Raw genomic sequence first — 22924 nt, 5'->3', positions numbered from 1 at the left:
TTTCTTTTATTCTTCTGGGGTTTCCTCAGTATTAACAATCATAGGTCCTTCTCCTGTAAGCAGCCAATGTGCGGAAAATCCATAATGCACTACTAATATTGATAAATATTGAGGGTTGAACTTCATTGTTGGGGTTTTTATGATCCGGCTGAGGTTTCCAGTATCAAGCCCGTGTTTTTCACAAAAAGTTCTGAAGCCGTGCATACGCTCTACAGCAATTACATAAAAAACACCTAAGTAAAATCTTTTTAGTACTCCAAACTCATCTGGAATATTTTCTGCGTCTATTTCTCTTTGTGTCTTTTTCTTTTCGTATGCCATTTTTATTTTAATATTTTACCAATTCAAGAATATTATTCAATACGTTCGTATCCGATCGCTTTATCATTTTCTAAAAAAATCCGAAAGCCTAATTCTTTATACACAAAACATCTTGTGTTTTCGCCTCCATATAACATAGTTTTAATCTCAGTAGGACGTCCCATAGTACTTAATAGAAATTGTTCATCTAAAATATTATTTTCGATGTAACTTTCTAAATTGGCTATAAAACCAACTTTATTTTTCCAGTAAAATCTATAAGAAACAATGTTATCATTTACAGAGTTTATTAAATTTTGGATATATTCAGCCGAATATTTTTTATTATTCAAAACAAGAATGTAGAGAGGTTCCATTGTAAATGATTTGAAAGTAACAATAGATTCTTCACTCTCTAAGTATGCTGTCCAAACTCTTCCTTCTTTTTCAAATTGTTTATCTAAATCACCTATAGTAGTTTTGGGGTTTACATTATATTTCTCACCATTAGGAAGGTAACAAGTAAGTTGTCCTTTAGTAGATTTAGGTTGAGTTTTCTTCTTTTGTCCTGATATATTAAATAAAGAAAACATAATGAGGAAAAATATTATTAATTTTTTCATATTACCAATCATCGTTTTCATTTAATTTTTCCATTATTAAATTTTGGTTAAAAAGAATCTGATTTTTAATAAGGGTATCTAATTCTGTAAGAGATCGCAAGTTATTTCTTGCATTATTAAAATCATATTCATATTTTTTTTTAATTCTAGGTTTAGATTCACCATCCATTAACTTTTTACTTTCCTCATACTTAGAATTTTCTTTTTCAATATTAGTGATTAAATAAGCATATGATTGAGTAAAGCTTGCTAAACCACCAATGTTATTTTTTAGTATTATGTTGTTAACTCTAAACCTGATTTTATTATCTTTTATTTCAATATTTACTTTATAAGAAACTTGTGATGTCTGTAAATAAATAAATTCTCTTTCAGGGAGAGTCTCATTAAAACTTAATAAACCTGTTTCAAAATCATCCTGGTCAATTACATATTTTGATTTTGTTGAACTGTTATTAAGCCACTTTTTCAGAGTTTTATAGGTGTCTATTTTACTTTTGTTAGTCTCTAGAACTTTAGTATATGTATAGTCACCATCTACTAATTGGAGTTCTTGGGCATGAAAAAAGTAACTTAAAATGAAAAGTAAAAATATTAACATTTGTTTCATTTGACAAAAGGCTTTATTTAATAAATTTGTATTAATGTTAAAAAGAGTATTAAAAATTATTTGTAATTTCTTTAATCCAATTTATGGATTAAATGTTAATGAAATTTCTCTTGAAAAAATTCTGGAAATTCAGAGAAATGCTAACAAAGTAAATATTATATTAATTGCAATAAGTGGCATATTTTCTGTTACTACTTTAGTTTTAATACTAATTTTCAAAGTTTTCAAAGTTTCCTTTGGAATCTAACTGAGTAATTCTACTCTTTTTTGTTCTGCTATTTTTATTTAGAGTTTTTTGCTTTAAAATATTTATTATTCTTTATCATACCTTTCATCAAATGAGCTTTCATAAATTATTGCAGATTTACTTTCTAATTTTTTCAGAATAATTTTTCTAGTTCTATCTTTTGTTCCGTCTTTGTAATTAAGATAAAGTATTGCATTATATTCTGCAGTTGCTGGAGTTATCCAGTAAGTTCCTTTTTGTAAATCTGAACTTAAATTTTTACATTCATATGTTCCATCTTCTTTAAAAACAAAATACCATTTATAAACATCTCCACTGTACCACCATGAATTTGTGGATGGAGATAAATGACCCCAGTAATTCCATTTTCCAACCATTTGTGATTTTATGAATTCAGAATTAGTGAAATCGTTTTTAACTTCAATATCTTCGTCTTTTCCATTAGAACAGTTAACTGAACTCAAAGAAATCGAGGTGACAAGTAAACATGCTATTAATTGTTTCATTGGTTAATTGTTTTAAACGACAAATATAACTAAAAAATAGATTTTACTTAATTATGGGAAACCGTAATGAATAGTTGTTTTTATTCATTATAAAAAACCTTAATGTTAATAAATATTTCATCTTTGTATGAATAAATATTATATATTAGCAAACTGAATATAAGTAATACAAGAAGTTACAAGTCTATTTAATTAGTATTTTTACGGACAATATAAAATTTGTCAAAATGAAAAAACTATTTTTATTAGCAGTAGTATCTGCTGTATTATTACATTCGTGTTCAGGTGATAGGGAGGAAGAAGTTATTACTCCAAAACCTGAATCCAAGACCTTGAAAACAGAAATTAATTTTAACAGAAACTTAGAAGAGTTAAATAGCCAAGTAAGTAGTGTTGATAGCTTGAAAAGCAATACTATTAATGCTTATGATACTCTTAGAATAAACAGTGATCGTGATGAGTCAGAAATCATTCCTCCAGGAGATGTTAAACCTCCAAAAGGAAACTAAAGTAAAATATTCTACAATATCAACACTAGGAAGTATCTTAGTGTTGATATCAGCAACTTTTCCTTTTATAAATAATATTATAGCTATTTTTTATCCAAGTATAAATACTACTTGGGTTACGGCAGCAAATAATAATCTTGCTGCGGTATTATGGTCATTAGCTATATGTTTTCAATCATCCGTATTAGTTTTAACAAAAGATATGGAGCCTTATCTTTTATGTTATGCGCCAGTTTTATTTTCATCTTTATACTCATCAGCATTTTATTTTCTACCGCTTTTAAACTATACACCTAATGAAGATATTTGGTTTTTTGGAGCAATTATTGGGATAATTATTTTAATGATAGGCACAATGTATTATACAAAGCTTTATGTAAAAGCTTTAAAATTGAGAGAAGGCCGTCTTAAGAGATCTTTAGAAGAAATAATTAAAGAAAACTAACTACCATTAGTAAAATGAAAAAAGACATTGATTTGATAGAGTCTTTAATCAATAGGAATGAGTATTTCTATAAGACTGGAAAAATTAAAAAAAGAGAATATCTAATAAATAATTTTTTTCTCATAGATAAGATAGAAGATATTTTGAGTAAGAACCAAAGAGAGAAAATATCAGAATTTTTATCGGATGAATTTAGCTTACCAAAATTCAATTTAAGTATATCAATATTAAAAGCAGTACCAAATTAGGTTACTGCTTTTTTATTTCTAGTTTTTCTTCTATATTTTCTGCCTCACTGATATCCTTAGGTTTTATATCAAAATGACTAATTATACTTCGTAGATATGTTCTGTCAGCTAAACTATAAGCCCTTATCAGATCAGTTAGTTCTTCTATTTTTTCTGAAAAATCTTTTTTAAGGTCTTCGATTTGTAAATCAATAGAATTACTTGTTTCTAACTCAATTAGATTGACCTCATTGGCTTCTAGTTTTAGTAAATAATCAGTTTCCAGTAGAATGTGAAGAAGTTTCGCAATAGGTGCCGGAATACTTTCTCCTTTTTCATAACTAATAATACTTCTTCTATCAACTCCCACCAACTCAGCAAGTTCCTGTTGAGTTAATTTAGCATTCTTACGTAATTCTTTTAATTTTTTATCGTTCATTTTCAAGTGGTTACAGTAAAATGTGAAAATTATTCACAAAAAACATTGTATGTGAAATATTTTCACATTACATTTGTTGTTAGAAACATGGTGACAAAGATATACAAAAAATAAAAAGTATTGATATCTCTCCTCAAGTTTAGAATAAAAAATAATTGTTATGACTATATCATCTGAAATTATAGAGTGTATCAAAAAACACACAAGCGAATTAGACGTAACTGATGTGGCCAGAGCTACAGGAGCAGGTTTTCACACAGTAAGAAGACTGCGCTTAGGAGAATTAAAAATCAATAATAGTGAAAGAGTTGATTCTACCTTATTACTAATGGAAAAGGCTTTAGAAAACTCTAAGAATTCTCAAAATGAAATATCTCAAGAACAGGAAATTCTTGATGTAACTATAAAAACCTTTAAAAATGAAAAATCCAGAGAAAACATTCAGAAACTGCAAGGTGCTAAATAAGAGCCAAAATACAATTGGCAATATATTTTTAAGCTGTATGAAAGAAAGTACATGTAAGGAAACAGGAGATTCAATCCTGTTAGCAGCTTACATGCTTAAGCTAAACAATTACTTCGATATCGAAGATGAGTACAACAAAAAATATCCAATTGAATTCCTTAAAAAATGAGTTTAGACCTTGATTATAAAATAGCTAAAGATTATCTGGCAAAGCTTCCGGTAGAAATGCGAAATGAGTTAATAACCGGAACACTTGGGCAAAAAGTTGATAAAGCGGAAAAAACCAGAATCCGGAAGTTTTGTTCAGATTACATCAAAAATAAAATAAAATCAGGGAAAATGTAAAAACCGCCTGTTGGCGCAGACGGTCCTGATTACTTGTAATAATACAAATAATAAAAAAGTATGACAAAAGTACCATTTATTTCTCCAATACAGCAAATCTTGGTTCAAAACCTTGTTGTTGATATTGATACTGAGGAAAAAAAGTTTTGTGAAACTGAGCTTACGATCTGTGAAGATGAAAAGATTAGTTTAAACCTATCACTTGAGATCTCAATAGATTTTCATCCTGAATATGGCAGATCAGCAAAGAAAACGAAGGTTCATTACCTGAGTGGCTATGACAGCCGTGAGAACGAAGAACTTGATTTATCTGCTATAGAGATCAAGTTTATAGAAAAATTCCTATCGGAAAACTTAACCATTAATATATAGATCATGATTGTATTAATATGGTTCTATCAGCAGCTTATTCATTTTAAAAACTACTTACTAAAATATCAATAACATGGAAAAATTTCAAACAGGACAAACAGTTTATCAAATAGGAGTTAATGTACTTACACAACTCCCAGAAATTCAAGAACACAAAATACTTTGTGTGGGAACTAAATCCATATACACAACAGGGACAGACGTTCATTTCAACGTCAATGGCGAATCTACATTTTTCTTCTCATTTATGGATGTATTCCAACCAGATGAATTAATGAAAGCATATGCGCATGAGGTATGGACTGACAGTAAAGAAAAAGCAGAACAGTATTGTTCTAAGATGTTAGAAATAGTTCAGTTCAGAAATAACCTTAAAAAGCAGGATGATGTCAATATATAAAAAACTACACCAAATCCAATCTAAAATAAATGGATTGGGCAAGGATTCAAGAACAAACCAATATGGATATGTTTCAGGTGCTAAAGTTTTGGAGTTTGTACGGCCGCTTATGAATGATTATGGTTTGCTTCTAAAACAAGAGATTACATCAATTGATAATGAAAGGCAAGATTACAAAACAGGGATTGGTACTCAATATGAAAAGCCAAAGTCAGAAATCCTTTCTAAAGTAATGATGAAGTTTACTTGGATTGACGTTGAAACAGGGGAAAAGGATGAAAATGAATTTGGCGCAAATGGTCAGAATGATTGGGAAAAAGGGCTGGGATCAGCTCTAACATATGCAGAAAGATATTTCCTTTTAAAATACTTCCATATTCCAACTGATGAAGATGATATTGATAATGATTTGAGAAAAAAAATAGTTGATGAGAAGAAGTCTGAGGTGAAAGAAACTCCACCACCTCCAAAACAAAATACACAGCCGGCATTAAAGCTGTTAAAAGTTGGAAGTGGAGCCTGGAAGCAGTTAACAGAAAAAGTTTCCAAAGGTGAAACAGTCACCAAAGAAGAGTTAAAAAAATACTTCGATATCAAAGAAGTTGAAAAAGATCTAGAAACCTTAAACATATTCTAATCATGGGTGCAATGAAAAATACAGCAATAGAACATCAGGAACAAAATCAAATTCATCCTGTTTATGAATCGTCTCCAAAGAATGATCTCATTCAAAAGCTTATCAATAAAGACTTTCGCCTTTCATATTCTAAATTAAAACACCTTACCAGTCCTGTTAACTTCATCAATGCAATGTTGGAGCCAAAAACTAAGAATGCAGGAATGACATTGGGAAGTATTGTGGATTGCCTTCTACTTACAGAACAGAAGTTTCATGAGCAGTTTACTATTGTATCAAATTCGCCTACCACAGATAAGCAAGTAGAATTTGTGAATTTAGTTTTGGATAAAATGAAATTGGAACCATTTTCAGAAGAGGTTTTCAATATCAAATTCAGAGAGGCAATTTCAGAAGGATTTGGGAGAGTAAAGACTGAAGGTTTAGAAGAGTACATTATAGCTCTTATTCAAGGTAAAGAAGTTATTTCATCAGATGACTACCATAAAGCTAAAAAGATTGTAGAGAACCTTAAAAATGCAGATGAGGTGTGTGATGAGCTTATGCTTGTTGAAGACTTTCAAAAGATGCTTGAATTCAACTACAAAGGTTGGAATTTCATCTGTTTCCTTGATACTTATCACCAGAACGGGTTTCATGATTTGAAATTTGCATCAGATTGCAATCCTGAAAAGTTTGAAAGAGATCTAGTAAAGTTCGGATATGATATCCAAATTGGAATTTACGCTTTAGGATTTGAAATATTGTTTGGAAACTTTAATCCGGAAGTAAAGCATATAGTATATGATGCTGTAGGTAATTATGTTGTTTTAAATATTGATTCAGGATATGTAAACTACTGCAAGAGAAAAGTTGACTTTATGATTGATTGTCTTGATCTTATGATTTCGAAGAAAGCTTTCAATAAGTCTTACAATTTCTTCCGTAGTCAGAACACTATCTACAAGCCTAAATGGTCTGCCGGATTCGATCACTCAATATTTGATGAATAATTATGAAATCCATCGAGATTGATACCAGAATTTCAGAAGGTCAATTCAGAATAAATAAAGACCTCATAAGAAACGCAATAAAGCAATTTGAAGGTAAGGAGATCAAAATAGTTTTCAAAAGGAAATATAAGAAAAGGAGTAACAATGAGAACGCTTTCTATTGGGGAGTTTGGATTCCTATCCTTCAAAGAGCAATACTTGATACCTGGGGCGAAATACGAGACGCCAACGATGTCCACGAAATAATTAAGCTTAACTGTAATTACGAAGAAAAAATTAATGAGGAAACCGGCTCATTCATTCGAGTTCCAAAATCTTCAACAGAGCTTAATACATATGAGTGGGAGTTTGAATTTAAACAGAAGATCCGGCAGTTTGCATTAGAGTTTTTCAATGTGACTCTCCCGGAACCCAATGAACAATTAAAAATTGAATTATGAAAATCGGTGATTCAATGGTCCTAAATAAGGATGCAAAGTTTGGGAAAAGCTTCTGGGCCTCAAAAGGTGAAAAAGTAACAATAATCAGTATTAGTGGGAACGCTGTAACATGTGAAAGATATAACGGTTGTCGATTCCCTTGTAACATTAAAGACTTAGAATAAAATCATGGAAAAACATTTTGAACTAACACAAGAGTATAAAATTAATGCTTTTGGAATTAAGCTTTTCAGAATTAAAGCTACTAAAAAATCAAAATACGTAAATGAAGGTGAATTAGGAGGATGGGTAGAAAAAGAAGAGTGTCTGTCCGGTAATGCTTGGGTGTCCGGTAATGCTGAGGTGTCCGGTAATGCTAGGGTGTACGGTAATGCTGAGGTGTCCGGTGATGCTAGGGTGTCCGGTAATGCTAGGGTGTCCGGTAATGCTAGGGTGTACGGTAATGCTGAGGTGTCCGGTAATGCTAGGGTGTACGGTAATGCTGAGGTGTCCGGTAATGCTAGGGTGTACGGTAATGCTGAGGTGTCCGGTAATGCTAGGGTGTACGGTAATGCTGAGGTGTCCGGTAATGCTAGGGTGTACGGTAATGCTGAGGTGTCCGGTAATGCTAGGGTGTACGGTAATGCTAGGGTGTCCGGTAATGCTAGGGTGTCCGGTAATGCTGAGGTGTCCGGTAATGCTAGGGTGTACGGTAATGCTGAGGTGTCCGGTGATGCTAGGGTGTCCGGTAATGCTGAGGTGTCCGGTGATGCTAGGGTGTCCGGTAATGCTAGGGTGTACGGTAATGCTGAGGTGTCCGGTGATGCTGAGACGAAATCTAATAATGACTATTGCTGTTTCCAGAATTTCGGATCTACTAATAGAACTACTACTTTCTTCAAAGAGAAAGATAATAAGATAAAAGTTAGCTGCGGTTGTTTTTCCGGTTCTATTGAAGAATTTGAGAAAGAGGTTAGGAAAACACATGGAGAAGGTAAAAATGCTAAAGAATACATTTCAATCATTGAGGTAGTTAAAATAAAATTTGGATTGTAACCATGAAAAAAGATCATTTAAAAACCTACATAGAAAAAGCTGCTGAAGCTCACGCTAAGGAAACTCTGGGAGAAAAGCAGGAAAGCGAATTTAAAACAGCATCTAAAGCGATAAAAGACGACTTCAAAACAGGTGCTATCTGGATGTACAACTTTTTAAAATACAATACAAATCATGGGTAAAGTAATCGAAATCAATTCTGATCAATTAGCTGCAATGTCTGAATTCCAACCTGAGGAAAAGCAAATAGAAATTAAATCAGCAGTTCTAAAAGATATGTCATGTAACTATTCGTATGAACTACTACATGGACTTACTAAAGGGGATGAATTAGCAAGAAAAGGAGTACATATTGTACATGATGATATGTTTGAAGCATTTAAGCAGCTTGATGTTTTCTTAGCTCATATCGACGGAGTATTTCACTGGGCGAATAACCAAACTCATATTGATGACTTAGAAGAACATGAGGATCTTGAGAAGTTCAACGTTTCTTCCTTCAAAATTACCGGTACTGACGAAAACAAATCAGTCATTCTTTCCGGAAGTAAAGAAACCAGTATCGGAACTATAACATTCAGTACTCCAAAGGTTAAGATCGGTGACAATGGAACGTATCTATATATCGAAGAATTGAGAGACAGATTAGATATTGTTATTCACCAAGTGGAAGCTTACATGAATGGGAAAACGGCACCACAATATGAACAGCTTTCAATGGATTTTGATGCTGCAGATAATGATGATGATTTTGAAAACGCAAAAATAGAGTAGTATGGAAAGCGAAAAAAGAATATTAGATATTGCTATGTGTATTGATTGTGGTTGGGAAGGGAATAGAGAAGAATGTGATATAGATGGAGAATTTTCTGAATGGCATGGTAGATCATTTGAATATGAAATTTGTCCTGAATGCGGAGGAGGAGTTGAGCTAACCAATAGCGAACATGGGGATTTGGATCCAATAGATTATACCAAAAAATTAGAGTAGAATGGCATTAGCAGAAATCGTAAAAGAGAATGCTCCAAACCTGTTTACTATTGACAAACCAAAGTTCACATTAAGACCTTATCAAAAAGAAGCTGTTGACGCTGGAGTTGACTTTTTCAAAAGCGACTCAAAGAAAAACAAAATATTAATTCTTCCTACCGGGGCAGGTAAATCTGTAGTAATTGCAAATATACTTGCTCCTCTGGAAGGGAAAACAATCATTTTACAGCCTTCAAAGGAAATCCTGGAACAGAACTTTGCAAAGTATATCAGTAGTGGTTACAGAGCATCGATATACTCCGCTTCAGCAGGACAGAAGAAAGTTGATACAATCACTTTCTGTACGATTGGAAGTATTATCAATAAGAAGCATCTATTCCAAGGACTTGAGCATATTATCATTGATGAATGCCATTTGGTAAATGCAAAAGGGGGTATGTATGAAGAGTTTATCAGCGCTTTTCCGAAAGCAAAAGTACTTGGATTAACTGCAACACCATATCGTTTGCATAACTCAATGGAAGGGGCACAGCTTAAGTTCTTGACGAGAACACGCCCGAAGATATTTGATGAGGTGCTTTACTATGTTCAGAATTCAGAATTATTTTATAATGATCCTCCTTATCTGGCCAAATTAGAATACTTCTCATTTAATGTAGTTGATAGAACAATGCTGCAAGTAAATAGTTCCGGAACCGACTTTACAGAACAATCATTAAGACGGTACTACAAGGTAATTGATATGCCTTCTAAGATAGTAGAATACTCTTTGAGGCTTTTAGCAAAAAGAAAAAACCTATTGATATTCTGCTCTCTGATTGAAGAGGCTGAGACTGTATCTAAGAGGATTCCTGGATCAGTAGTACTTACCGGGTCTACAAGAAAAGAAGATAGAGAAAAGATTCTTACTCAATTCAAATCAGGAAAGATAAGATGTGTAGTAAATGTAGGAGTGCTTACAACAGGATTTGATTATCCAGAACTTGAATGTGTTCTAATAGCAAGATCTACAATGTCACTAGCCTTATACTACCAGATAGTTGGTAGAGCTATGAGGATCTCACCAAAAAAAGAAAATGCCTGGATAGTTGACCTTGGAGGAAATATCAACTTTTTCGGCAAAATAGAAACAATGAAAATCGAGCAGACGCCAAATGGATTGTTTTTTATATCCAATAACGGCAGACAACTCACGAATGTACCATTTCAAAAGTAAAACTAAACATGAGTAAAAAGGATTCATACTATTTCAGCCATGACAGTAACGCTCGTAATGATGAGAAACTTCTCGCCGTGCGAATGAAACTAGGTGCTGAAGGTTATGGCATTTACTTTATGATTCTTGAAAGATTACGCGATGAAAGAGATAATATGAGCGTCAAAGATTATAATATTTTAGCCTTTGACTTTCGTGTAAGCTCTGAAAAAGTAAAGTCGGTAATTGAAGATTTTGGTCTTTTTGAATTTACAGATGATAAGAAGTCATTCTTCTCTAAACGTATGGTTGAGAATATGAACTTCAAAAATGAAAAGTCTGAAAAAGCTCGAAAATCGGCAGAAATTAGATGGAACAAAAGCGAAAAAAATGCGAACGCATTGCCAACGCAAAACGAAGGGAATGCTTTAAAGGAAAGTAAAGGAAAGGAAAGTAAAAGAAAAGAAAGTAATACTGTTATAGATATTCCTTTTTCGCCTTCCGGCGATTCAAACCCTGTTAAATCTTTCAAACAATTTTCTAAACAGGAATTCTATGAATCGTTAAAAATCTTTGTCAAAGAATTTGGTAAAGATACCGTAAGAGACTTTTTCGATTATTGGACTGAGCCGTCAGCTTCTGGTAAGATGAGGTTTCAACTTGAAAAGACCTGGAGTGCAAAAGGCAGACTAGGAACCTGGAAGAGAAATGAGCCAAAGTTTGGAGGAAGTAATTTGGTAAACAACAAAATTGAACAAAATATTCCGGGACCATGGGCTTCATAGACTTACAGGGGAGAACCCAACGAAAAATGAGGGAGATCCGGGAGAGAGGAGAGTTAACACCGGTACACTTTGGATTTCACACTTGGAATCAGTTTGACAAAGGCCGTTACCTGATGGGGTCAAGGAAATGTACTTTGCTACTTGGAGGGGAGCCGAACCACGGTAAATCTCAATTCACAAACGAACTCGTTATGCAGCTGATTGAGAAGCATAATTTCAAAGTTGCTTTGTTTACAACGGAGTCCGGGGATGTTGAAAAGGTATTCACACACTTCTGCGGACTATGGCAAGGAAAACCATACTCGCTAATCCGGCCAGATGGGAGTAAAAATCCTTATGCAATGTCAGACGCTGAGGCAGATGAAGCGGAACATTTTCTTCTTGACAAGCTATACGTTTTCAAGCAGAACCGGAAGGATTCAAGTTACCAGACTCTGGAAAACATTTACAAAGAGTTGGAGAAAGCAGAGCAGTTCTATGGGATTAAGTTCGATAGCCTTGTAATAGACCCGATATACGATGTTGATGACTTTGAACCGAAAGCAAGTGAAGTATTGAGGTGCTTAAATCGGATTAATCTGGAGGCGGAAGAGAATAACAGATTTGACATAGTAGTGAATCACGTTGCAGAAACTCAGAAGACCTACGATCCAAAGACTGGCAAACGTAAAAAGCTTCTTGCATTGGCAGATGAGTTTTATGGAGGGAAAAATAATAACAGAAAAGCTATGCTGCAGATTCTTGTTCACCGTCCTGAGCCAAATGATGATCCTGAAAAAGGACCAATTGTCAAGGAGAACCAAACGAATATCCATATCCTGAAAGTTAAGCCGGAAGGGATTGCAAAGTGGGGGACCTATGATATTTACTTCGACTGGAAAAGCCGAAGATATTACGAGGATTACATCGAAAATGAGACAACAAAGTTTGCTTTTGCCAGCTGTACGAAGTTCTACGATAGAAGTCCTGTAAGTACGCCTGTAAACATTAATCAATTCAGATTCACACCAGAAGAAGCATTTGGAAATGAAACAAGAACAACACAACCAATCGCACAACCTGTATACACCGGAGACGATGACGATGATTTCCCATTTTAAAGGGTGGTTGGCTAAATGGGATCGAAACATTGTTTCCCAAGATGATGTGGAAACCCAGCAGATAGTCACAGATAAGCTAATGAACGCTTTTTCTGGAATAGAAGATCTTCTCCACAAAAGTGATCAGAAAGCGATGATGAAGGCTAGAGGAGAACTTACTCCAGGAAGTAATGAGGCTAATGAAAAAGAAGTCATTGCTATGCTTGAAAATCAAAAAAAGTCATGGTACATAGGTCTAAAAACCATTAGTCGAGATATGACTTACATTAAATCAATTCTTGAAAATATTTATGAAATCAAAAATAGGCGAAGCCGTGAATGCTTCCAACTACGAGCCGAAAACTCAAAGCTCCGAGCCGAAATTGAGCAGCTTAGACAAAGCCGAGGCAATGGGAGCTTTTAAAAACCTCTACCAAAAGAACAGAGAAAACAAATCACGCACATATTTAAAATCAGCTTACAATGAAAATCGCTCTAAAAATATTGGGTATACCCCAACCTAAGCAATCTGTAAGATCAAGGGTTGCTAAAACGAAGACAGGAAAAACTTTTGTTCAACACTATCAAACTAATGACATCAAACGAAATGAAAGAAACCTGGCTTATGATGTAAAGTCACAATTACCAGTAGGGTTTGTCCCTTCATCTAAACCTCTTCATGTTACGAAACTTCTTTATGTTTTCCCTCCACAAAAAGGATGGAGCAAAAGAAAAATGAAACAGCTTGAATCAGGAGAGGTGTTTTACCGCGATGTTAAGCCGGACCTCACAGACAACCTTAACAAACCTTTATTTGACGCTTTGCAGGGTATAGTATACCTCAACGACTCTCAAGTTGTTAAAATGTCGAATGTATCAAAAATCTACGGCACTGTACCAAGAATTGAAATCGAATTTGAAGAATTATGAAAGTAGTTTGGACTTTACAAATGATTGAGTATTTAAAAAGAAATTATGAAAATGTTCGAACATATGACATTGCATTGAAATTAAATATCTCTGTATCATCAGTTTATAATAAAGCTTTTTCATTAGGATTGAAAAAGAGCATCGATTTCATAAAAGAAAATTCTCGTGAAAATTGGAAAAGCAATTTAAAAGCTCAACAGAATGTATACAAAAAGGGTAGGGTACCCGAAAACAAAGGTAAAAAGCAACATGAGTATATGAGCCAAGATTCTATTGAAAGGACAAAGTTAACAAGGTTTAAAAAAAATCATATACCTCATAATGCTAAGGCAGACGGTGATGAAGTCATACGTAAAGATTCTTCTGGGAATCAGTACTTAATGATAAAATTACCTCAAAATAGAAAACTTGTTTATAAGCATCTATGGGTTTGGGAGTCAGCAAATGGAAAAGTTCCGAAAGGGTTTAATGTTGTTTTCAAAAATGGGAACACATTAGATTGCAGACTTGAAAACTTAGAAATGCTAAGTAATTCTGAACTAATGAGCAAAAACAGTATGCAAAGATTTCCTGAGGAATTAAGACAGCTTATTCAATTAAAGGGAGCGCTCAAAAGACAAATTAATAAAATCGAAAATAAAAATCATGGATAATAATATTAAAGAACAATTGGATTCGATGGTTGGTAAGAGTTTTCACTACGAAAAACAGAATATCAAAATCTTAAAATACAAAGAGATTGCAGGAAATATTTGTATAGTTACTGATCAAAGAACTTTCCAATTTTACCCAGATGAATTTTACACTAATTTTTTGGGTAAAATTTCGGAACATAAAGAAGTTGGAACATTTAGTCCCCCTTCAGAGATAGAAAGAAAATCATTTGTTGCTTTACCTGAGGAAAATTTAAAAATAAAAGACACCTTAATGGAGGCATTGAAAAAAGTGAAAGAAGACCCCTCTTTTCTTCTACAGGCAAAAGCAATTTGTGAAATCACCAATACCATGGTAAATATTCAAAAGACTGAAATAGAACTAATAAAACTACAAAAAGACTTATGATGGAAAAGAAATTTAATTTTTACCAGTTCCTGCTGGATAATGGTTACGAAAAAGAAGTTATTAGAGAAAGGTCCGGAAAGATATTCTGCTCTGTCTACCAGAAAGAAATAGAAGAAAAGATTTGGAATGCCCTTACAATACACCAAGACAAGCGTTTTACAGCATCTTCTATCTCCGGAAACCTAGAATTTAAAGAGCAAGAACAACCGACCTGTATTGATGCTGCTCAAACAATTTTGGATATAATTGAGAAAAAAAGTGAAAAATTAGAGTCAATGTGACTCTAATTTAAAAATAAATTCCTATATTTGTCATGTAAGTCATTGATTGATGAGTGACAAGAGCAGCGTTCTTAAAAAAGTTAAAAAAATAGTCTCTACCGAAGTTGGAATAACAGGGGCAGAATTAGTTTCACAGTGCAGAAAACAAGAGTTTGTTTATGCGCGAATGATTTTCACATGCATTTGCAATAAGCGATTTGGAATTACACAGAAGGAAATTGCAGAGTATCTGAAGCTGAAACAGCCGATGATTAGTTTGTACCTATCCAACACAGTGAAAGATCTACAGCACAATGAAAGATTCAGAAGGAAATATAACGCATGTTATGACCGTCTGAATAAGCTTGAAGAGTTTCACGATAAGATAGAGGCTAGAAATAGAATATTATCAAAATAAAAGCACTTACGAAAGGGATCATATTTTTCTTCAACTAATCGTTTTCAAAGGCATTCCCAATCAGCGCAGAAGATCATAAGTGCTTTTATTTTTGTTTAAGGCAAACTTTTTTTCATATAAATATTTGGTGCTCCGGTCCTTTCACCATATTTAAGGACCGGTTTTTAGACTTGATAGCTCAGTTGGTAGAGCGGTAGACTGAAGATCTGCGCGTCGGAGGTTCGAATCCTTCTCGGGTCTCAAGCTAAAATGAAGTGAATTAACATCCATTGACAGCCTGGAAAGACAGGCAAACGGGTGGCTCCGGTAGGAAGAGAAATAATAATCTTTATAGGTTCGAATCCTTACCACCCACAAAATGATTCATAGTGTAATTGGTCAGCACACAAGACTTTGACTCTTGTTGTTTAGGTTCGAGTCCTGATGAATCAACTGGTACATATGACATTGTCCTGCATTATTATTTGGTTGAATTATGACAGCCGGGAAAGTACCGGCAACTGACATCTTCGTCTAATTGGTTAGGACAGCATTCTTTCAAGATGCTAACACGGGTTCGAATCCCGTAGATGTTACGATTCTCATGTTTAATTTGAGTTTTCATGGTTATTAGTTTTTAGCCCGGCTAGCAAAATGCTGGTCGGGTTTTTTAATAGTCACGAATAGAAAATACGTACACACTGTTTGTTGAAGTCTATCATAACCCTTGTGCCTCAACTCGAAGGCTGGGAAAAACACAGAGAGATTGCCTCCGCAGACTTCGTAAAAATTGAAGCGGATAAATTTCTCACGAGCGAGTATCAATGCGAGAGTTTGATTTCTAAAAAAATAAATAATGAGAGTAGAAGATCTTAGAGTTGGTATTTTCTTGTATGATACATTACGAGATACTGTTATTACTGTTGAAGCAAAACATTTACAACAATTTCTTATTGCAAGTGATAACTTTCTTGAACGTTATAAGCCTATTGAATTAAGGGTAGAAAACATATTACAGCAAGGTTTCTATTGTGGGTTTGAAGGAGATAGTACATTAGAGTTAAAATACAATGGAAAAGCATTAAAGTTGGAAATAGTATGGATCAAAAATAAAAATGAATTTTCTGTTTTCATTCAGAATAAAAAAACACATCAGATAAAGTATCTGCATGAACTTCAAAATCTTCAAAATTCGCTTTTTTAATATGACACCAAAAGAATTTCCAGAACAAAATATTCTATTCGGAGCAGATCAGCCTGAATACCTTCCATTACCCGCACACAGAAATGAGCAAGGTGACGTCATCACCTGTTGGGAACTGTCAGAAGAGGAAGTAAAAACGATTATCGAAACCAAATGCATATTCCTTTCTCTGAAAACTTTTAACGAACCTTTACAGCCTGTATTCATTACAGCAGATCGTTCAGAATTATTTTCAGAATAAATCATAAATCTATACACATGAAAAAAACATTTTTATTCTCAGTTGCTTTATTCTCATTACTATCCCTTACCTCATGTTGGGAATGGAGTAGACAGCAAGATATCAAAGATGCCGAAGCGAAAGGTATTGCTACACTAAAAGAGTCTGAGTCTTCTAAAAAGGCTATGGTTGAAACAGCTAAAGCTGAAAACGAAAGTGCAACACTTAAAGCTGAAGCTATGGTAAAGATCGCAAAAGCACAGGCAAACGCGGAAATTGAACGTGCAAAAGGAGTTGCTGAAGCAAATAAGATCATTGGAAATTCTTTACAAGGAAACGAAGATTACCTAAAGTACTTACAGATCGAAGCTATCAAAGAAAGCAAAGGTAGTAAGGTATACATTCCAACAGAAGCAGGACTTCCTATCCTTGAAGTAAAATGAGAGCAACATTAATTCTTGTAATAGGAGTACCTATCGTGGTTCTCTTATATTTTGGAGTTGCTGCGATAATTAGAGAATACTTTAAAAAGTAATGCAGAAGAAAACCACAAATAAAACCTCAACAACAAAGAAACCAGCCACTCCAAAAAAAAGAGTGGCTAAAACCGTTAAGCCTCTTCAGGAAAAACCAGAGGCATCTTCAGAAAATAAAAAATTCGGAAACCAATTCTGGAAGATGAGAGCAAAGCACGGACGTGATAAGCTTTTTGCTACACCAGAGGAATTGTGGAACGCTGCATGTGAATACTTCCAATGGGTAGAAGACAATCCACTGCCAGAAACTAAGGTATTCCAACACCAGGGTAAAGTTGTTAAAGAAGTGGTTCCAATTATGCGTGCTATGACTTTAGGACAGCTTTGTTTTTACCTTAATTGCAATGAAGCATACTTCCGGCAATTCAAAGCTAGATTGACTGATAAAGACGATGGTTTTTCTACGGTCATAGCTGATATAGAGAATGTTATTTTCACTCAGAAGTTCCAAGGAGCATCCGGAAACCTGCTAAACGCAAACATTATCTCCCGCGACCTTGGTCTTGCCGATAAGAAGGAAGTAAACGCTTCAGTGTCGTTCTTAGACTATCTAATGCAAAGCTCAGACGATGAAGAAAAAAACGATTAAAATACCTATTTACTTTGGAGACTTCATAATCATTCTGGACCAGGACGATTGGAAAAACGTAAATGAAATGTATCAACACCGGTTAGGGTGGACCCGTCCAGCGGACAAGAGTGATGAAGCCTTCGTTTTTGAGGATCATTACAATGGATACTCAAGATATATTGTATGCTTCAAAAGGCGCTCTAAAAATAGTGTTATTGCTCACGAGTGTGTACACCTTGTCAATAAGCTATTTAAAGACCGAGGTCAAAGGTTAGACATTGAAAATGACGAGGCTCAGGCTTATATGACGGGCTGGTTCTTTGAGCAAATAGAAAACTTCTTTATAAATCAAAAATAGTTATGCAAGCTAAAGAAATCATTGTAGAAAAAATCTGTAGAAATGTATTTGTAGCGAAGACTACGCTTTTTGAAGGTAAAAGGGAAATGCAAATTTCGATGAAAGGACATACAGAAGAAGTTGCTAGAGAAAAGCTACAGTTATGTATTGATGGAAAACCTTATAAACATTTAGACAAGTAAATGTCAAACACGGCAGCACAACAAAAAGCAATGCTCAAATTCGGGGAGTGGAGGGCGGACTGGAACAAGTTCGCCTATGACGTTTTAAAGGCACGCCTTGACCCAGAGCAGCAGAAGATCATTGAATCCGTACAGTACAATCCCCGAACTTCAGTAATGTCCGGTACTTCCCGGGGAAAAGACTTCGTTTCCGCTGTTGCTGCCATGTGTTTCATGTACCTGACTCCGAAATGGTCTAAAGGAAATCTCATTCACAACACCAAAGTCGCAATGACGGCTCCAACAGGCCGCCAGGTAGAGAATATCATGCAGCCGGAGATATCTCGTCTTTACAATAACGCATTAAGTCAAGGAATACAGCTTCCGGGCCGTTTGGTGGGTAATGATATCCGTACTGACTGGGACGAATGGTTTTTGACAGGGTTTAAAGCTGATGATAATATGACTGAAGCCTGGACTGGATTCCACGCTGTTAATACCATGTTCGTTGTAACTGAGGCTACCGGTATTTCTGAGTCAACTTTCAATGCGATTGAAGGTAACCTGCAAGGAAACTCCCGGATGCTTATCGTATTCAACCCTAACGTGTCCACGGGATATGCTGCCAAATCTCAAAAGGGTGAGCGTTGGGAGAAATTCAGCCTTAATTCGTTAAATGCTGTGAATGTTGTAGAAAAGAAGATGATTATCCCGGGGCAAGTAGACTATGAATGGATAAAAGACAAGCTTAACGAGTGGTGTACCATAATTTCTGAGAATGATATCCTTATTGAAGAGGATGATTTCCAGTTTGAGGGTGTATGGTATCGGCCAAATGACCTATGCAGGGCCAAAATCCTTGGAAAATTCCCGAAGGTATCCGAAGATGCATTAATACCTCAGCAGTGGATAGAACTCGCCAATAAACGCTGGATAGAGTATCAGAAACAGGCTATTAAACCGCATAAAAAGAATCATAACCTGGTATTAGGTTCCGATATTGCCGGTATGGGCCGTGACAACACAGTAGATTGCTTCCGTTATGGAAATTACGTAGAAAAATTCAACGTAAAGCATTCCGCTGGTAAAGCTATACACATGGAGGAAGCAGGCAAGATTGCCAATATACTACGAGCAAATCCAAAAGCTGTTGTTTCAATTGATACAATTGGAGAGGGTGCCGGAGTGTATTCTAGATTGGTAGAACTTGGCCTTGAAAATCGGACTATTTCATGTAAGTATTCACATAAACCAGAGTTTGGAGGATATGAGCTTAAAGACAGCACTGAACAGTATTCATTCCTAAATATGAGAGCTTACTTATTCTGGCAAGTAAGGGAGTGGTTGGACCCTAAAAACGAACATAATGCAATGCTGCCTCCTTCTGAAACCTTCCTTGAAGAAGCTACAGAGATAAAGTACTTTTTCCAGTCTAATGGTAAAATCCAAATTGAGAAGAAAGAAGATATTAAAAAACGTTTGGGACGCTCTACGGATGAATTTGACGCACTAGCGAACACTTTCCATCCTTACGAACCACCATTTGTTTCAGGAGCCTTAGAAGGGGTCCTTTGGTAATTAAAGAATAGAATTATGAATATAGCCGAAATCACACTAAAAACAACACCTGAAGAACAGATTAATGTTCTGATGGTAGACCGTACTGGTAAGCCGAAGCTTGAAGACCTTAAAAAGGCTTGGAAGGTTTCAGAACACCGTACAATATCTGATAAAACATTTCTGCCTGATAAAGAAGTAAAAGATACAGAAGGGAAAGTTATTAAGACAAAACCTGTTAACCGTATCGCAATGCCAGTTCAGAAGTACATTGTCAACAGTGCAGTGTCTTTTGGTTTTGGTAATCCTGTGACAATTCAGAGCAATGCTGAGGAAGGATCACAAGAAGAAACTGTACAAAAAGCAATTGAGAAGATATTGCTGCAGAATAAAGCCGATATAAAAAACAGACAAGCAGCACGTGAGCTTTACAGGTCTACCGAAATAGCTGAGTATTGGTACTATCAGAAAGCCGAGACTCATGAAGATTATGGCTTTCCATGTAATTTCCGTATCAAACTAAAGCTTTTCATCCCATGGAAGAATGATACATTATATCCAATGTTCAACGAATATGATGATATGGTTGCCTTTTCCCGTGGATTTACTTTGCTTAACGCTGAGAAAAAGGCTGTTGAATATTTCGAAACCTTTACAGATACTGAGGTCGTCCGTTTTATGAAAGGTGAGAACGGGTGGGAAATAGTACCGATGGAAGACATAGGCAAAAATGTAATTGAAAAAATACCCATTGTTTATGCTACACAAGAAGAGACGGAGTATGAAGATGTAAAATTTGATATTGAACGTTTAGAGCTGCTTCTTTCTCGTCACGCTGAAATAAATGACTATCACGCTGCTCCTACTACATTCATCAAAGGAAAAGTTACCGGATTGCCTCAGGCAGGAGAGTCAAACAAAGCTATTCAAGGAGGACCTGAGTCTGATATGAAGGTTCTATCATGGGATGCTGCTCCTGAGTCAGTAAAGCTTGAAATTGAAACAAGGCTTGAAAACATTCATAAATTCACAAAAACACCGGATCTATTCCGCCAGGTCAAAGGATTGAATCAAGTGTCCGGAATCATGCTTAAAATGCTTTTTATGGACGCTCACTTGAAGGTGCAGGAGAAAGCAGAGATCTGGGAAGAGTATTTTACACGCAGATACAACATTTTGAAAGCGTATGTAGGTAAACTTCTCAATACTTCACTTCTTGAAGCTTCCAACAAGTTAGAGCTTGAGCCTGTGATTAAGCCTTATATGATACAAGACACAAAAGAGTGGGTGGAAACTCTCATGACAGCCAATGGAAACAAGCCATTGATTTCTCAGCAGTTATCGGCTGAATTGTCAGCACTCGCACCAGCTGAGGATTGGATTGTTCTACAGGCAGAGCAGGAAGCAGAAAAGACTGAAAGCGTTTTTGGAAACCCAACAGGATTATAACTATGACAAAGAAAAAAGCTAAAGAAAAAGGGTTTACACACATAGGATATACTTACGGCTGTGTGAAGATCTATGCAAAGGACGTAGATAGTTATATGCCGGAGCTAACTGGGGTAAACTGGTTTTACAATATTTTGCTTGAGGTTGCGACCTGGCTGGACGTTAACCTACAGATTAATGACGGTTTTTACATGGAAGTAACCGAAATGAAGTAATAAAACCCCTGAGTGATCAGGGGATATTTTAATTGAAAAACATTCTTTGGAACTCTGTATTATCTACCTCGGCGGGAATTAAGAACGGTCTTAATTCTAAAGCTCCACAAATTTTCAAAAGAGTTGCCAATGTCATTGCGCTTTCACCTTTTAAATTTCTGATAAGTGTACTTTCGTTAATGCCAATAAGTTCTGATAACTGCAATTGTGAAATATTTTTTTCCTTTCGCCTTTCTTCAATAAACTTAAAGATAATTTGCATTCCTGTATTTGCCGAGTTGTCAAAATTTCCCATATCTTTGTAAAGATTTTAGTTGTTAAACACTAAAGTTATTTTGATAAATAAGCCCTCTTAATTGAGGGCTTTATTTTATCTTTCCAACTTTTTTTAAAATACTAACTCTATTAAATATTGAGTTATAATTACGGTCTAAATGAAATCCAATTTGACTAAGAGGAAGTTTTCCATAATTTTCTATTATAAAATCATCTTCATATTCTTCAAATGAATTTAAAACTTTAATAACACCTAATTCTTTAGCTTTTTGGATTACAGAATTGGGATTTCTTTTTAATTTTGCAGCTATTGTAGGTGCTGATCTTAATGTATAATTCTTTTTAATATAGTCTAATTCATATTCGGTCCAATGACTATGATTATTATCAATTAACCGTTGTAGAAGAAAAATAACTTCATCTAATTTTTTTTCAAGCCTATCCTCTTTCGCTATTTTTTCAGATAGATTTGCAAATGATACTTTTAAATCTGAAGCTTTTTTATGAATACTATCAGTACTTCTATCTAATTTATTGCTAATAAATTCAACAGACTGAATTCCATAATTTTCCTTCAGATAAGATATTTCTTCTTGTGTCCATCTTTTATTTCCTGCCATAAAAATAATTTAATCTAACCAAGTTAATTCTTGAAGAAAATTTTCTATTTCTTTTTTTGCGTCTTCCCAATCTAAAATGCCCCAGATTTGAGCCTGTACAGTTCTATCATTATTTCTGTAAATATTGACTTCATCAAATGCACTACCATAAATATTAATTAAAGAAAGATTACTAATGCTATCATCGTCATTTCTATTAAAGTTACGAGCATGATCTTTGTTAAATCTTATTTTGAATTCTTTACCCTCATATTCGCCTTTGTAATAGTTCAAATTTAAATCATAAAGATCTTTTATTTCTGTTAAAATAGTCTCTAAAGTTTTCATAATGTTTGATTTTTAATTGTTAAACTGTTTTGTTATTTTGATAGTGTAAAGATACACAATAATTTTAATAACTTGCAAATATGCAAGTATTTATTTTTAATAAGTAACACAATTTATTTTTAATAAGTAACACAATTT

Annotated in this window: 41 protein-coding genes and 3 tRNA genes; 36 read left to right on the top strand and 8 right to left on the bottom strand. The window is 34.6% G+C overall.

Annotated features, from left to right (window positions below; all coding sequences use genetic code 11):
- Positions 1–6 precede the first annotated feature (6 nt).
- Genes EG339_RS02935 through EG339_RS02925 form a run of 3 tightly spaced genes read right to left on the bottom strand, consistent with a single transcriptional unit; the run spans position 7 to position 1533 of the window.
- Entirely contained in the window at positions 7–321 is a 315-nt protein-coding gene (locus tag EG339_RS02935; RefSeq protein WP_123868794.1) for a hypothetical protein, read from the bottom strand.
- A 32-nt stretch (positions 322–353) separates the two neighbouring features.
- Entirely contained in the window at positions 354–923 is a 570-nt protein-coding gene (locus EG339_RS02930) for a hypothetical protein (protein ID WP_123868793.1), read from the bottom strand.
- Between the two features lies 1 nt (position 924).
- A complete protein-coding gene (locus tag EG339_RS02925) occupies positions 925–1533 on the bottom strand; it encodes a DUF4468 domain-containing protein (protein ID WP_123868792.1) in 609 nt (202 codons plus the stop codon).
- Between the two features lie 34 nt (positions 1534–1567).
- On the opposite strand from EG339_RS02925, the gene EG339_RS02920 reads away from it, so the two are divergent.
- The gene (locus EG339_RS02920; RefSeq protein ID WP_123868791.1) at positions 1568–1780 is read left to right on the top strand and encodes a hypothetical protein; all 213 of its coding nucleotides are present in this window, start codon (positions 1568–1570) and stop codon (positions 1778–1780) included.
- 65 nt (positions 1781–1845) lie between these two features.
- Here EG339_RS02920 and EG339_RS02915 read toward each other — a convergent pair whose 3' ends face one another.
- Positions 1846–2286: a hypothetical protein gene (locus EG339_RS02915; protein WP_123868790.1), complete on the bottom strand. Its 441-nt coding sequence runs from the start codon at positions 2284–2286 to the stop codon at positions 1846–1848.
- 227 nt (positions 2287–2513) lie between these two features.
- Here EG339_RS02915 and EG339_RS02910 point away from each other — a divergent pair, with 227 nt between their 5' ends.
- From EG339_RS02910 to EG339_RS02900, 3 genes are read left to right on the top strand one after another with little or no spacing between them, the layout of a single operon-like run.
- Positions 2514–2795, top strand: a complete 282-nt coding sequence (locus tag EG339_RS02910; RefSeq protein WP_123868789.1) for a hypothetical protein — start codon at positions 2514–2516, stop codon at positions 2793–2795.
- Positions 2743–3240, top strand: coding sequence for a hypothetical protein (locus EG339_RS02905; RefSeq protein ID WP_164466403.1), 498 nt, complete (start codon positions 2743–2745; stop codon positions 3238–3240). Before EG339_RS02910 ends, EG339_RS02905 begins: the two co-directional genes overlap by 53 nt.
- A 14-nt stretch (positions 3241–3254) precedes the next feature.
- A complete protein-coding gene (locus tag EG339_RS02900; protein ID WP_123868787.1) occupies positions 3255–3488 on the top strand; it encodes a hypothetical protein in 234 nt (77 codons plus the stop codon).
- Position 3489: 1 nt separating this feature from the next.
- On the opposite strand, the gene EG339_RS02895 is transcribed toward EG339_RS02900, so the two are convergent.
- A complete protein-coding gene (locus EG339_RS02895) occupies positions 3490–3906 on the bottom strand; it encodes a helix-turn-helix transcriptional regulator (protein ID WP_123868786.1) in 417 nt (138 codons plus the stop codon).
- A 160-nt stretch (positions 3907–4066) separates the two neighbouring features.
- On the opposite strand from EG339_RS02895, the gene EG339_RS02890 reads away from it, so the two are divergent.
- The 32 genes from EG339_RS02890 to EG339_RS02735 all read left to right on the top strand — a co-directional run bounded on the left by EG339_RS02890 (position 4067) and on the right by EG339_RS02735 (position 21563).
- Positions 4067–4372, top strand: a complete 306-nt coding sequence (locus tag EG339_RS02890) for a hypothetical protein (RefSeq protein ID WP_123868785.1) — start codon at positions 4067–4069, stop codon at positions 4370–4372.
- 165 nt (positions 4373–4537) lie between these two features.
- A complete protein-coding gene (locus EG339_RS02880) occupies positions 4538–4717 on the top strand; it encodes a hypothetical protein (RefSeq protein ID WP_123868783.1) in 180 nt (59 codons plus the stop codon).
- 60 nt (positions 4718–4777) lie between these two features.
- On the top strand, positions 4778–5089 hold the full coding sequence (locus tag EG339_RS02875; protein ID WP_123868782.1) for a hypothetical protein: 312 nt from the start codon (positions 4778–4780) through the stop codon (positions 5087–5089).
- Positions 5090–5162: 73 nt separating this feature from the next.
- Positions 5163–5489, top strand: a complete 327-nt coding sequence (locus EG339_RS02870; protein WP_123868781.1) for a hypothetical protein — start codon at positions 5163–5165, stop codon at positions 5487–5489.
- Positions 5476–6126, top strand: a complete 651-nt coding sequence (locus EG339_RS02865) for an ERF family protein (protein ID WP_164466402.1) — start codon at positions 5476–5478, stop codon at positions 6124–6126. Before EG339_RS02870 ends, EG339_RS02865 begins: the two co-directional genes overlap by 14 nt.
- 11 nt (positions 6127–6137) lie before the next feature.
- Positions 6138–7118: a PD-(D/E)XK nuclease-like domain-containing protein gene (locus tag EG339_RS02860; protein ID WP_164466401.1), complete on the top strand. Its 981-nt coding sequence runs from the start codon at positions 6138–6140 to the stop codon at positions 7116–7118.
- A 2-nt stretch (positions 7119–7120) separates the two neighbouring features.
- The gene (locus tag EG339_RS02855) at positions 7121–7558 is read left to right on the top strand and encodes a hypothetical protein (RefSeq protein WP_123868778.1); all 438 of its coding nucleotides are present in this window, start codon (positions 7121–7123) and stop codon (positions 7556–7558) included.
- A 168-nt stretch (positions 7559–7726) separates the two neighbouring features.
- The gene (locus EG339_RS02850) at positions 7727–8593 is read left to right on the top strand and encodes a polymer-forming cytoskeletal protein (protein ID WP_123868777.1); all 867 of its coding nucleotides are present in this window, start codon (positions 7727–7729) and stop codon (positions 8591–8593) included.
- 2 nt (positions 8594–8595) lie between these two features.
- Complete coding sequence (locus EG339_RS02845) at positions 8596–8775, top strand: hypothetical protein (protein WP_123868776.1); 180 nt, start codon at positions 8596–8598, stop codon at positions 8773–8775.
- The gene (locus tag EG339_RS02840) at positions 8768–9367 is read left to right on the top strand and encodes a hypothetical protein (protein WP_123868775.1); all 600 of its coding nucleotides are present in this window, start codon (positions 8768–8770) and stop codon (positions 9365–9367) included. Before EG339_RS02845 ends, EG339_RS02840 begins: the two co-directional genes overlap by 8 nt.
- Position 9368: 1 nt before the next feature.
- Complete coding sequence (locus EG339_RS02835) at positions 9369–9584, top strand: hypothetical protein (RefSeq protein WP_123868774.1); 216 nt, start codon at positions 9369–9371, stop codon at positions 9582–9584.
- A gap of 1 nt (position 9585) precedes the next feature.
- On the top strand, positions 9586–10800 hold the full coding sequence (locus tag EG339_RS02830; RefSeq protein ID WP_123868773.1) for a DEAD/DEAH box helicase: 1215 nt from the start codon (positions 9586–9588) through the stop codon (positions 10798–10800).
- Between the two features lie 8 nt (positions 10801–10808).
- On the top strand, positions 10809–11564 hold the full coding sequence (locus EG339_RS02825) for a Lin1244/Lin1753 domain-containing protein (RefSeq protein WP_123868772.1): 756 nt from the start codon (positions 10809–10811) through the stop codon (positions 11562–11564).
- Between the two features lie 341 nt (positions 11565–11905).
- The gene (locus tag EG339_RS02820) at positions 11906–12664 is read left to right on the top strand and encodes a hypothetical protein (RefSeq protein WP_228459693.1); all 759 of its coding nucleotides are present in this window, start codon (positions 11906–11908) and stop codon (positions 12662–12664) included.
- A complete protein-coding gene (locus EG339_RS02815) occupies positions 12642–13067 on the top strand; it encodes a hypothetical protein (protein WP_164466400.1) in 426 nt (141 codons plus the stop codon). The genes EG339_RS02820 and EG339_RS02815 overlap by 23 nt, the downstream gene beginning before the upstream one ends.
- A gap of 59 nt (positions 13068–13126) precedes the next feature.
- Positions 13127–13573 (top strand): RusA family crossover junction endodeoxyribonuclease, encoded by a 447-nt coding sequence (locus tag EG339_RS02810; protein WP_123868770.1) that lies wholly within the window; start codon positions 13127–13129, stop codon positions 13571–13573.
- Entirely contained in the window at positions 13570–14226 is a 657-nt protein-coding gene (locus EG339_RS02805) for an HNH endonuclease signature motif containing protein (protein ID WP_123868769.1), read from the top strand. Before EG339_RS02810 ends, EG339_RS02805 begins: the two co-directional genes overlap by 4 nt.
- Entirely contained in the window at positions 14219–14635 is a 417-nt protein-coding gene (locus tag EG339_RS02800; protein ID WP_123868768.1) for a hypothetical protein, read from the top strand. The genes EG339_RS02805 and EG339_RS02800 overlap by 8 nt, the downstream gene beginning before the upstream one ends.
- A complete protein-coding gene (locus EG339_RS02795; RefSeq protein WP_123868767.1) occupies positions 14632–14916 on the top strand; it encodes a hypothetical protein in 285 nt (94 codons plus the stop codon). The genes EG339_RS02800 and EG339_RS02795 overlap by 4 nt, the downstream gene beginning before the upstream one ends.
- Before the next feature lie 49 nt (positions 14917–14965).
- Positions 14966–15313 (top strand): helix-turn-helix domain-containing protein, encoded by a 348-nt coding sequence (locus EG339_RS02790; protein WP_123868766.1) that lies wholly within the window; start codon positions 14966–14968, stop codon positions 15311–15313.
- Between the two features lie 167 nt (positions 15314–15480).
- A tRNA-Phe gene (locus EG339_RS02785) sits at positions 15481–15553 on the top strand.
- A 119-nt stretch (positions 15554–15672) separates the two neighbouring features.
- A tRNA-Gln gene (locus tag EG339_RS02780) sits at positions 15673–15745 on the top strand.
- A gap of 70 nt (positions 15746–15815) precedes the next feature.
- Positions 15816–15888: transfer RNA gene (locus tag EG339_RS24110), tRNA-Glu, on the top strand.
- A 260-nt stretch (positions 15889–16148) separates the two neighbouring features.
- The gene (locus EG339_RS02775) at positions 16149–16496 is read left to right on the top strand and encodes a hypothetical protein (protein ID WP_123868765.1); all 348 of its coding nucleotides are present in this window, start codon (positions 16149–16151) and stop codon (positions 16494–16496) included.
- A 1-nt stretch (position 16497) separates the two neighbouring features.
- Positions 16498–16737, top strand: coding sequence for a hypothetical protein (locus tag EG339_RS02770; protein WP_123868764.1), 240 nt, complete (start codon positions 16498–16500; stop codon positions 16735–16737).
- 17 nt (positions 16738–16754) lie between these two features.
- A complete protein-coding gene (locus tag EG339_RS02765) occupies positions 16755–17159 on the top strand; it encodes an SPFH domain-containing protein (RefSeq protein ID WP_123868763.1) in 405 nt (134 codons plus the stop codon).
- A 91-nt stretch (positions 17160–17250) separates the two neighbouring features.
- The gene (locus EG339_RS02760; RefSeq protein ID WP_228459692.1) at positions 17251–17841 is read left to right on the top strand and encodes a DNA-packaging protein; all 591 of its coding nucleotides are present in this window, start codon (positions 17251–17253) and stop codon (positions 17839–17841) included.
- Positions 17822–18181, top strand: a complete 360-nt coding sequence (locus EG339_RS02755) for a hypothetical protein (RefSeq protein ID WP_123868762.1) — start codon at positions 17822–17824, stop codon at positions 18179–18181. Before EG339_RS02760 ends, EG339_RS02755 begins: the two co-directional genes overlap by 20 nt.
- A 2-nt stretch (positions 18182–18183) precedes the next feature.
- Positions 18184–18363 carry a hypothetical protein gene (locus EG339_RS02750; RefSeq protein WP_123868761.1) on the top strand — a complete coding sequence of 60 codons (180 nt, stop codon included), beginning with the start codon at positions 18184–18186 and terminating at the stop codon, positions 18361–18363.
- The gene (locus tag EG339_RS02745) at positions 18364–19920 is read left to right on the top strand and encodes a hypothetical protein (protein ID WP_228459691.1); all 1557 of its coding nucleotides are present in this window, start codon (positions 18364–18366) and stop codon (positions 19918–19920) included.
- Between the two features lie 15 nt (positions 19921–19935).
- The gene (locus EG339_RS02740; RefSeq protein ID WP_123868760.1) at positions 19936–21348 is read left to right on the top strand and encodes a phage portal protein; all 1413 of its coding nucleotides are present in this window, start codon (positions 19936–19938) and stop codon (positions 21346–21348) included.
- 2 nt (positions 21349–21350) lie between these two features.
- Entirely contained in the window at positions 21351–21563 is a 213-nt protein-coding gene (locus tag EG339_RS02735) for a hypothetical protein (protein WP_123868759.1), read from the top strand.
- Between the two features lie 28 nt (positions 21564–21591).
- Here EG339_RS02735 and EG339_RS02730 read toward each other — a convergent pair whose 3' ends face one another.
- From EG339_RS02730 to EG339_RS02720, 3 genes are all read right to left on the bottom strand, one after another.
- A complete protein-coding gene (locus EG339_RS02730) occupies positions 21592–21858 on the bottom strand; it encodes a helix-turn-helix domain-containing protein (RefSeq protein ID WP_123868758.1) in 267 nt (88 codons plus the stop codon).
- A 70-nt stretch (positions 21859–21928) separates the two neighbouring features.
- Positions 21929–22459 (bottom strand): hypothetical protein, encoded by a 531-nt coding sequence (locus EG339_RS02725; protein ID WP_123868757.1) that lies wholly within the window; start codon positions 22457–22459, stop codon positions 21929–21931.
- A 9-nt stretch (positions 22460–22468) separates the two neighbouring features.
- On the bottom strand, positions 22469–22786 hold the full coding sequence (locus EG339_RS02720; protein ID WP_123868756.1) for a hypothetical protein: 318 nt from the start codon (positions 22784–22786) through the stop codon (positions 22469–22471).
- Between the last annotated feature and the right edge of the window lie 138 nt (positions 22787–22924).

Origin of the sequence: Chryseobacterium bernardetii, from assembly GCF_003815975.1 — a bacterium.
Lineage (GTDB): Bacteria > Bacteroidota > Bacteroidia > Flavobacteriales > Weeksellaceae > Chryseobacterium > Chryseobacterium bernardetii.
Note: the sequence above shows the minus strand (reverse complement) of the source record. Positions and strands in the feature narration are given on the sequence as shown.

Coding starts and splice junctions, on each gene's coding strand:
- EG339_RS02750 (WP_123868761.1), top strand. CDS start 18,184: ATGCAAGCTAAAGAAATCATTGTAGAAAAAATCTGTAGAAATGTATTT.
- EG339_RS02720 (WP_123868756.1), bottom strand. CDS start 22,786: ATGAAAACTTTAGAGACTATTTTAACAGAAATAAAAGATCTTTATGAT.
- EG339_RS02900 (WP_123868787.1), top strand. CDS start 3,255: ATGAAAAAAGACATTGATTTGATAGAGTCTTTAATCAATAGGAATGAG.
- EG339_RS02820 (WP_228459693.1), top strand. CDS start 11,906: ATGTCAGACGCTGAGGCAGATGAAGCGGAACATTTTCTTCTTGACAAG.
- EG339_RS02925 (WP_123868792.1), bottom strand. CDS start 1,533: ATGAAACAAATGTTAATATTTTTACTTTTCATTTTAAGTTACTTTTTT.
- EG339_RS02805 (WP_123868769.1), top strand. CDS start 13,570: ATGAAAGTAGTTTGGACTTTACAAATGATTGAGTATTTAAAAAGAAAT.
- EG339_RS02870 (WP_123868781.1), top strand. CDS start 5,163: ATGGAAAAATTTCAAACAGGACAAACAGTTTATCAAATAGGAGTTAAT.
- EG339_RS02775 (WP_123868765.1), top strand. CDS start 16,149: ATGAGAGTAGAAGATCTTAGAGTTGGTATTTTCTTGTATGATACATTA.
- EG339_RS02735 (WP_123868759.1), top strand. CDS start 21,351: ATGACAAAGAAAAAAGCTAAAGAAAAAGGGTTTACACACATAGGATAT.
- EG339_RS02905 (WP_164466403.1), top strand. CDS start 2,743: ATGAGTCAGAAATCATTCCTCCAGGAGATGTTAAACCTCCAAAAGGAA.
- EG339_RS02770 (WP_123868764.1), top strand. CDS start 16,498: ATGACACCAAAAGAATTTCCAGAACAAAATATTCTATTCGGAGCAGAT.
- EG339_RS02795 (WP_123868767.1), top strand. CDS start 14,632: ATGATGGAAAAGAAATTTAATTTTTACCAGTTCCTGCTGGATAATGGT.
- EG339_RS02855 (WP_123868778.1), top strand. CDS start 7,121: ATGAAATCCATCGAGATTGATACCAGAATTTCAGAAGGTCAATTCAGA.
- EG339_RS02840 (WP_123868775.1), top strand. CDS start 8,768: ATGGGTAAAGTAATCGAAATCAATTCTGATCAATTAGCTGCAATGTCT.
- EG339_RS02800 (WP_123868768.1), top strand. CDS start 14,219: ATGGATAATAATATTAAAGAACAATTGGATTCGATGGTTGGTAAGAGT.
- EG339_RS02740 (WP_123868760.1), top strand. CDS start 19,936: ATGAATATAGCCGAAATCACACTAAAAACAACACCTGAAGAACAGATT.
- EG339_RS02920 (WP_123868791.1), top strand. CDS start 1,568: ATGTTAAAAAGAGTATTAAAAATTATTTGTAATTTCTTTAATCCAATT.
- EG339_RS02730 (WP_123868758.1), bottom strand. CDS start 21,858: ATGGGAAATTTTGACAACTCGGCAAATACAGGAATGCAAATTATCTTT.
- EG339_RS02895 (WP_123868786.1), bottom strand. CDS start 3,906: ATGAACGATAAAAAATTAAAAGAATTACGTAAGAATGCTAAATTAACT.
- EG339_RS02810 (WP_123868770.1), top strand. CDS start 13,127: ATGAAAATCGCTCTAAAAATATTGGGTATACCCCAACCTAAGCAATCT.
- EG339_RS02760 (WP_228459692.1), top strand. CDS start 17,251: ATGCAGAAGAAAACCACAAATAAAACCTCAACAACAAAGAAACCAGCC.
- EG339_RS02765 (WP_123868763.1), top strand. CDS start 16,755: ATGAAAAAAACATTTTTATTCTCAGTTGCTTTATTCTCATTACTATCC.
- EG339_RS02845 (WP_123868776.1), top strand. CDS start 8,596: ATGAAAAAAGATCATTTAAAAACCTACATAGAAAAAGCTGCTGAAGCT.
- EG339_RS02725 (WP_123868757.1), bottom strand. CDS start 22,459: ATGGCAGGAAATAAAAGATGGACACAAGAAGAAATATCTTATCTGAAG.
- EG339_RS02825 (WP_123868772.1), top strand. CDS start 10,809: ATGAGTAAAAAGGATTCATACTATTTCAGCCATGACAGTAACGCTCGT.
- EG339_RS02755 (WP_123868762.1), top strand. CDS start 17,822: ATGAAGAAAAAAACGATTAAAATACCTATTTACTTTGGAGACTTCATA.
- EG339_RS02830 (WP_123868773.1), top strand. CDS start 9,586: ATGGCATTAGCAGAAATCGTAAAAGAGAATGCTCCAAACCTGTTTACT.
- EG339_RS02910 (WP_123868789.1), top strand. CDS start 2,514: ATGAAAAAACTATTTTTATTAGCAGTAGTATCTGCTGTATTATTACAT.
- EG339_RS02835 (WP_123868774.1), top strand. CDS start 9,369: ATGGAAAGCGAAAAAAGAATATTAGATATTGCTATGTGTATTGATTGT.
- EG339_RS02930 (WP_123868793.1), bottom strand. CDS start 923: ATGAAAAAATTAATAATATTTTTCCTCATTATGTTTTCTTTATTTAAT.
- EG339_RS02875 (WP_123868782.1), top strand. CDS start 4,778: ATGACAAAAGTACCATTTATTTCTCCAATACAGCAAATCTTGGTTCAA.
- EG339_RS02935 (WP_123868794.1), bottom strand. CDS start 321: ATGGCATACGAAAAGAAAAAGACACAAAGAGAAATAGACGCAGAAAAT.
- EG339_RS02790 (WP_123868766.1), top strand. CDS start 14,966: ATGAGTGACAAGAGCAGCGTTCTTAAAAAAGTTAAAAAAATAGTCTCT.
- EG339_RS02860 (WP_164466401.1), top strand. CDS start 6,138: ATGAAAAATACAGCAATAGAACATCAGGAACAAAATCAAATTCATCCT.
- EG339_RS02815 (WP_164466400.1), top strand. CDS start 12,642: ATGACGATGATTTCCCATTTTAAAGGGTGGTTGGCTAAATGGGATCGA.
- EG339_RS02880 (WP_123868783.1), top strand. CDS start 4,538: ATGAGTTTAGACCTTGATTATAAAATAGCTAAAGATTATCTGGCAAAG.
- EG339_RS02890 (WP_123868785.1), top strand. CDS start 4,067: ATGACTATATCATCTGAAATTATAGAGTGTATCAAAAAACACACAAGC.
- EG339_RS02850 (WP_123868777.1), top strand. CDS start 7,727: ATGGAAAAACATTTTGAACTAACACAAGAGTATAAAATTAATGCTTTT.
- EG339_RS02915 (WP_123868790.1), bottom strand. CDS start 2,286: ATGAAACAATTAATAGCATGTTTACTTGTCACCTCGATTTCTTTGAGT.
- EG339_RS02865 (WP_164466402.1), top strand. CDS start 5,476: ATGTCAATATATAAAAAACTACACCAAATCCAATCTAAAATAAATGGA.
- EG339_RS02745 (WP_228459691.1), top strand. CDS start 18,364: ATGTCAAACACGGCAGCACAACAAAAAGCAATGCTCAAATTCGGGGAG.